Raw genomic sequence first — 5,732 nt, forward strand, 5'->3', positions numbered from 1 at the left:
GCGGAGATCCAGTCAAATCTCTACGCCGAGGCCAAGGCGCGGCTCGACGGCAATATCCGCTCGGACCTGAAGGATTTCGACGCCATCGCCGCCTATTTCGGCGCGGCGGCGGAAGACGACGAAGCCAAATCGGGCTTCAAGGGCTGGGTGCGCGCTCCTTGGGCGCGTCCGACCGGCGCCGAGCTGCAACAGGTCGAGACGCGGCTCAAGGCGTTCAAACTGACTTTGCGCAATGTTCCAGTCGGCCAGGGCGGCGCCGGCGGGACTTGCGTCTTCACCGGCCGCCCGGCCGTCGAGGAGATTCTCATCGCCCGCGCTTACTGAAGCGGGTCAGCCGCTCTACCTCATGCTCGGCGTGTGGCGATGATGGACCGTCCACAATTCCCAGCCGCTCGCCAGCACCACCAGCAGGCCGATCACATTATGCGCGGCCACGGCGTTTCTGACATCGCTGAATCCCAGGAGATAGGGGGAGACGAGCACCGCCGCTCCCATCAGCAGCGTCAGCCACTCCTCCCATTCGGCGAAATTGACGATGGCGGCGAGAGCCAGGATGGCGATGACGATGCCGCCGATCCATGCCGTGCGCGCGGCCATTTCGGTGTTGGCATAGCCCAGCGCCCAGGGCGACAGGAATAGCAGCACGCCAAGCACAAGGTTGGCGTAATCTTGGAAATGCCTATTCAATGTGGTGTAGTCGTTGAGGCCTGCCATTTGAATCTCCTCTTGCTTGCGGCCGGCGCCAAGTTCGCGTTTCCAACTTCTGCCGGCGCTTCTATCCACCATTATGTAGTTGATACTGTGTGCCTTTCAAGCGCAGGAAAGCAATAGTCCGCACCAAAGCCGGGTTTGCTTTTGGATGCTCCCGTGAGCTTGGCGTCGTCTCGGACCCTGACGTCGTCATAAAAGTTTCGTGAAAGTGTCATCCATGAGGCCGACGAAACGGTTCACACTTGAGGCGACGTTGCGAGTAATGATTTTTTCCAGCACGCGCGCACCAGGCGGCGTCGAGGTCGATCCGGGGCGATGAAACAGCCGAACGCCATGAAGCCGCGAAAAAAGCGCAGGAAATCGGGCGGCGCCGCGCTTTCCGCGCAATTTGCGCCGCCTGATCGGCTGCAATATGCCGCCTTGCCCTGGCGCGATGTCGACGGGCTGGAAATCATGCTGGTTTCCTCGCGCGACACGAAGCGTTGGATTATTCCCAAAGGCTGGCCGATGGCCGGACGCAGCGGCTCGGCCACCGCCGCCATCGAGGCGATCGAGGAGGCCGGCCTGCTCGGCGCCATATCGCAACAGCCAATCGGCTATTTTTCTTATTCCAAGCGATTTTCGCGCAGCATCCAGCTTTGCCAGGTCGAGGTCTACTCGCTGCGCGTGGTGCGGCAGCGCGAACACTGGCCCGAAAAGCACGAGCGCGTGACGAAATGGTTTCCCGCCGTCGAGGCGATGGACGTGATCTCCGACCCGGAGCTTTGCGATCTGATCGCGCGGTTCATCCGGGTGTACGATGGCGAAATCGGCTGTTGAGTTCCTGCGTGGACGGGGCCCGTGCGATTGTGTATTGCCTCCGAACTCCCAAATAGAACGGGCGTGAGAGAATTACGCTTTTAGCCAAACCGAAGAGACCGCCATGCCGCAGCTTCGCTCCCGCACATCCACCCATGGCCGCAACATGGCCGGCGCGCGCGGTCTTTGGCGCGCCACAGGCATGAAGGACGGCGATTTTGGCAAGCCGATCGTCGCCGTGGTCAATAGTTTCACCCAGTTCGTCCCCGGCCATGTCCATCTCAAGGACCTGGGACAGCTGGTGGCGCGCGAAATCGAGGCGGCGGGCGGCGTCGCCAAGGAATTCAACACCATAGCGGTCGACGACGGCATCGCCATGGGCCATGCCGGCATGCTCTACAGCCTGCCCTCGCGCGAAATCATCGCCGACAGCGTCGAATATATGGCCAACGCCCATTGCGCCGACGCTCTGGTCTGCATTTCCAATTGCGACAAGATCACCCCCGGCATGCTGATGGCGGCGCTGCGCCTCAACATTCCGGCCGTGTTCGTTTCCGGCGGGCCGATGGAGGCCGGCAAGGTGGTCGTCGGCGGCAAGACCCGCGCCGTCGACCTGATCGACGCCATGGTCGCCGCCGCCGACGCCAAGAACAGCGACGCGGACGTCGCCGCGATGGAGCGTTCCGCCTGCCCGACCTGCGGCTCCTGTTCCGGCATGTTCACCGCCAATTCGATGAATTGCCTGACCGAGGCCCTGGGCCTGTCGCTTCCGGGAAACGGCACTATCGTCGCCACCCATTCCGACCGCAGGGAATTGTTCCTCAACGCCGGGCGCACCATCGTCGAACTCTGCCGCCGCTATTACCAGCACGACGACGAAAGCGTTCTGCCCCGCAACGTGGCGAATTTCAAGGCGTTCGAAAACGCCATGACGCTCGACATCGCGATGGGCGGCTCGACCAATACCGTGCTGCATCTGCTCGCCGCCGCCTATGAGGCGGGGATCAAATTCGAAATGGCCGACATCGACCGCCTGTCGCGGCGCGTGCCGGTGCTGTGCAAGGTCGCGCCCTCCGTGCCCGACGTCCATGTCGAGGACGTGCATCGCGCCGGCGGCATTCATGGCATTCTCGGCGAACTCGATCGCGCCGGCCTGCTCAACCGCGACGTCCGCTCGGTGCATGCGGGAAGTCTCGACGTGGCGCTCAAGAAATGGGACCTCAAGCGCAACGACTGCATCGGGCTCGACACTTTTTATCGCGCCTCGCCCGGCGGCGTGCCGACCCAGGAGGCCTTTTCGCAGTCCCGGCGCTACGAATCGGTCGACGACGATCGGCAAAACGGCGTTATCCGCTCGGCGGAACACGCTTTTTCGCGCGACGGCGGCCTGGCCGTGCTGTTCGGCAATCTCGCCCTCGACGGCGCCATCGTCAAAACGGCGGGCGTCGATGAAAACAACCTGAAATTCTCCGGCCCGGCCATTGTTTTCGAGAGCCAGGAGGCGGCGGTCGAGGGAATTCTCGCCGGCCGGGTCGTCGCCGGACAGGTCGTGGTCATTCGCTACGAGGGGCCGCGCGGCGGCCCGGGCATGCAGGAAATGCTCTATCCGACCAGCTATCTGAAGAGCATGGGCCTTGGCAAAGCCTGCGCGCTCATTACCGACGGCCGCTTTTCCGGCGGCACTTCGGGTCTTTCCATCGGCCATGTTTCGCCGGAAGCCGAGGAGGGCGGCCTGATCGGCCTGGTCGAGAACGGCGACCGAATCGACATCGACATTCCCCAGCGCCTGCTGCGGCTCGATGTCGCGGAGGAGGAAATCGCGCGCCGCCGCGTCGAAATGACGGCCAGGGGCGGAGAAGCATGGAAACCTGTGGGGCGTGTGCGGCCTCTCAGCACGGCGCTTCGGGCCTATGCCGCCATGACCACCAGCGCCGCCAAGGGCGCGGTGCGGGTTGTTCCCTGAAAAAGTCGTTGTAATTGCATCAAATTTTTCGCCGCGTCGCCGTGGATCGGGCGGCGCGGCGTTTTGCTTTGTGACGGCGGCCGCCCGCCATGTTCGACAAAGTGCTAACTCACTTAGTCGTGCGCGCTAGGCTAGAGAGAAAGCAGTGTGCGCTTTCAGGTTTTAAGGTCTTTTCCCGCGTCAAGGCGGGCGCCGCCCAGGCGAAAAAAGACCGGCCGAAATCGCCTCGGAATTCAGGGAGGGAGCCGCAAATGGCTGCAAGTGCATTAGAAATTGAAAACAATCCGAAGTTCAAGGAACTCGTGGCCACGCGCAAGTCGCTGGGCTGGACTCTTTCGCTGGTGATGCTGGCGATCTATTTCGGCTTCATCCTGCTGGTCGCCTTCGACAAGGCTTTCCTCGGCACGCCGCTTTCGAGCGACGGCGTCACGACGATCGGCATTCCGATCGGTCTCGCCGTGATCATCTCGGCTTTCGTGCTCACCGGCATTTATGTCGTCAAGGCCAACGCCCGTTATGACGAATTGACCCGCCAGATCGTCGAGGAGAGCAAGTGATGTCGCGCCTGAAACTCGTCCTCACCACGGCGTTTCTCGCCGCATTCGCTTCGTCGGCTTTCGCCGACGCCATCTCCGGCCATGTCGAGCAGCAGGAGACCAATGTCACCGCGATCGCCATGTTCGTCGCCTTCGTCCTGTTCACGCTTGGCATCACCTATTGGGCTGCCAAGAAGACCCGTTCGGCGGCGCAGTTCTATACCGCCGGCGGCGGCATCACCGGCCTCCAGAACGGCCTCGCCATCGCCGGCGACTACATGTCGGCGGCTTCCTTCCTCGGCATTTCCGGCCTGGTCTATCTGAGCGGCTATGACGGCCTGATCTATTCGGTGGGCTGGCTCGTCGGCTGGCCGATCGTCACCTTTTTGATCGCGGAACCCTTGCGCAACCTTGGCAAATTCACCTTCGCCGACGTCGCCTCGTTCCGCTTCGACCAGACGCCGATCCGCATCCTCGCCGCCTGCGGCACTCTGGTCACCGTCGCCTTCTATCTGATCGCCCAGATGGTCGGCGCCGGCGCCCTCATCCAGCTGCTTTTCGGCCTGCCCTATGATTATGCGGTTGTCGGCGTCGGCGCGCTGATGATCGTCTACGTGACCTTCGGCGGCATGGTGGCGACCACCTGGGTGCAGATCATCAAGGCCTGCCTGCTGCTTGCCGGCGCGACCTTCATGGCTTTCGCGGTTCTGCACCAGTTTGGCTTCAGCCCTGCGGCCTTGTTCGCAAAGGCGGTCGAGGTCCATCCCAAGCATCTGGCGATCATGGAGCCCGGCACGCTGATCAGCAACCCGCTCTCGGCGATTTCGCTCGGTCTGGCCCTGATGTTCGGCACCGCCGGCCTGCCGCATATCCTGATGCGCTTCTTCACCGTCGCCGACGCCAAGGCGGCGCGCAAGTCGGTGTTCTACGCCACCGGTTTCATCGGCTATTTCTACATCCTGACCTTCATCATCGGCTTCGGCGCGATCGTGCTGGTCTCGACCAATCCGGTATTCTACGCGGATATGAGCAAGGGTATCGCGTCGATCCGAGGCGGCTCGAACATGGCGGCGATCCATCTCGCCGACGCGGTCGGCGGCAATCTGTTCCTGGGCTTCATTTCGGCGGTGGCTTTCGCCACGATCCTCGCGGTCGTGTCGGGCCTGACGCTGGCGGGCGCCTCGGCGATCAGCCACGACCTCTACGCCACCGTGTTCAAAGGCGGCAAGGCCAATGAGCAGGACGAAATCCGCGTCTCGAAGATTTCGACCGTCGTGCTCGGCATCATCGCCGTGGTGCTCGGCATCGTGTTCGAAAAGCAGAACGTCGCCTTCATGGTCGGCCTCGCCTTCTCGATCGCGGCTTCGTGCAACTTCCCGGTTCTGCTGATGTCCATCATGTGGCGCGGCATGACCACCCGTGGCGCGGTCATCGGCGGCTTCCTCGGCCTGATCTCGGCGCTGGTCGGCGTGATCTTCTCGCCGGCGGTGTGGGAAGCCACCATGGGCAATCCGAAGGGCTCGGCGCTGTTCCAGATCAGCAATCCGGCGCTGTTCTCGATGGCTATCGCCTTCGGCGGCATCTGGCTGTTCTCGAAGCTTGACTCGAGCCGGCGCGGCGCAGAAGACCGGGCCGGTTTCGACGCGCAATATGTGCGCGCCCAGACAGGCATCGGCGCCGTCGGCGCTTCGGCTCACTAAAAAAATGGATGAGGGCGCGGCCTG

At 62.8% G+C, this 5,732-nt stretch carries 5 protein-coding genes and 1 pseudogene; 5 read left to right on the forward strand and 1 reads right to left on the reverse strand.

Annotation, left to right across the window (positions count from 1 at the left end; genetic code table 11):
- Positions 1-324: pseudogene (locus tag ACLP2E_RS14765) on the forward strand (proline--tRNA ligase); the annotation flags it as partial.
- Positions 325-339: 15 nt separating this feature from the next.
- Here ACLP2E_RS14765 and ACLP2E_RS14770 read toward each other — a convergent pair.
- Positions 340-714 (reverse strand): SPW repeat protein, encoded by a 375-nt coding sequence (locus tag ACLP2E_RS14770; RefSeq protein WP_442462397.1) that lies wholly within the window; start codon positions 712-714, stop codon positions 340-342.
- A 312-nt stretch (positions 715-1,026) separates the two neighbouring features.
- On the opposite strand from ACLP2E_RS14770, the gene ACLP2E_RS14775 reads away from it, so the two are divergent.
- From ACLP2E_RS14775 to ACLP2E_RS14790, 4 genes are all read left to right on the forward strand, one after another.
- Positions 1,027-1,530, forward strand: a complete 504-nt coding sequence (locus ACLP2E_RS14775) for an NUDIX hydrolase (protein ID WP_442462398.1) — start codon at positions 1,027-1,029, stop codon at positions 1,528-1,530.
- A gap of 103 nt (positions 1,531-1,633) precedes the next feature.
- The gene (ilvD, locus tag ACLP2E_RS14780) at positions 1,634-3,472 is read left to right on the forward strand and encodes a dihydroxy-acid dehydratase (RefSeq protein WP_442462399.1); all 1,839 of its coding nucleotides are present in this window, start codon (positions 1,634-1,636) and stop codon (positions 3,470-3,472) included.
- Between the two features lie 251 nt (positions 3,473-3,723).
- Positions 3,724-4,029, forward strand: coding sequence for a DUF485 domain-containing protein (locus ACLP2E_RS14785; RefSeq protein WP_442462400.1), 306 nt, complete (start codon positions 3,724-3,726; stop codon positions 4,027-4,029).
- Positions 4,029-5,708 (forward strand): cation acetate symporter, encoded by a 1,680-nt coding sequence (locus ACLP2E_RS14790; RefSeq protein ID WP_442466386.1) that lies wholly within the window; start codon positions 4,029-4,031, stop codon positions 5,706-5,708. Before ACLP2E_RS14785 ends, ACLP2E_RS14790 begins: the two co-directional genes overlap by 1 nt.
- Positions 5,709-5,732: the final 24 nt, after the last annotated feature.

The organism is Rhodoblastus sp. (assembly GCF_052145335.1).
Classification (GTDB): Bacteria; Pseudomonadota; Alphaproteobacteria; order Rhizobiales; family Beijerinckiaceae; genus Rhodoblastus.

Excerpts from the sequence above, each read along its gene's own strand:
- ACLP2E_RS14770 (WP_442462397.1), bottom strand. The coding sequence starts at position 714 with ATGGCAGGCCTCAACGACTACACCACATTGAATAGGCATTTCCAAGAT.
- ACLP2E_RS14775 (WP_442462398.1), top strand. The coding sequence starts at position 1,027 with ATGAAACAGCCGAACGCCATGAAGCCGCGAAAAAAGCGCAGGAAATCG.
- ilvD (WP_442462399.1), top strand. The coding sequence starts at position 1,634 with ATGCCGCAGCTTCGCTCCCGCACATCCACCCATGGCCGCAACATGGCC.
- ACLP2E_RS14785 (WP_442462400.1), top strand. The coding sequence starts at position 3,724 with ATGGCTGCAAGTGCATTAGAAATTGAAAACAATCCGAAGTTCAAGGAA.
- ACLP2E_RS14790 (WP_442466386.1), top strand. The coding sequence starts at position 4,029 with ATGTCGCGCCTGAAACTCGTCCTCACCACGGCGTTTCTCGCCGCATTC.